The sequence below is a fragment of the Desulfocucumis palustris genome (assembly GCF_002933875.1).
Classification (GTDB): Bacteria; Bacillota; Desulfotomaculia; order Desulfotomaculales; family Desulfocucumaceae; genus Desulfocucumis; species Desulfocucumis palustris.
On sequence record NZ_BFAV01000067.1, the window covers coordinates 1 to 314 of the forward strand.

1 protein-coding gene is annotated in these 314 nt (G+C 49.7%); it reads right to left on the bottom strand.

Translation table 11 applies throughout. From position 1 onward, the window contains the following. Positions 1-314, bottom strand: a 314-nt coding sequence (locus tag DCCM_RS18435; protein WP_165792021.1) for a hypothetical protein, incomplete at both ends; no start/stop codon positions are given.

Here is a 314-nt window from a genome sequence, read left to right on the forward strand (position 1 = left end):
CCTGCCGGCGGTGTCCGTTACGCCGGTTAGGAGATCTCCCTCGTAGCCGTAGGTTATGGTGTTGTTGTTAAGATCCTTTATTGCCGTTATTTTTCCCTGCTCATCAAATAAATAGGTGAGGTTGTCCTTGCGGGTGACCGTAAAGCTGTTGTCCTGATTTTTAACCAGGGTAAGGTATATGCCCGCCGGGGCTTTGTAGGTTTGTGTGGCTTCGTCAAAGGAAAAAGTAGCTTTGAAGCCGTCTCCCTGGTTATAGGTAACGGAGCCGTCGGGGTTTTGGACAAGGGACTGGAGTATGTTTAGATTCCAGCCGT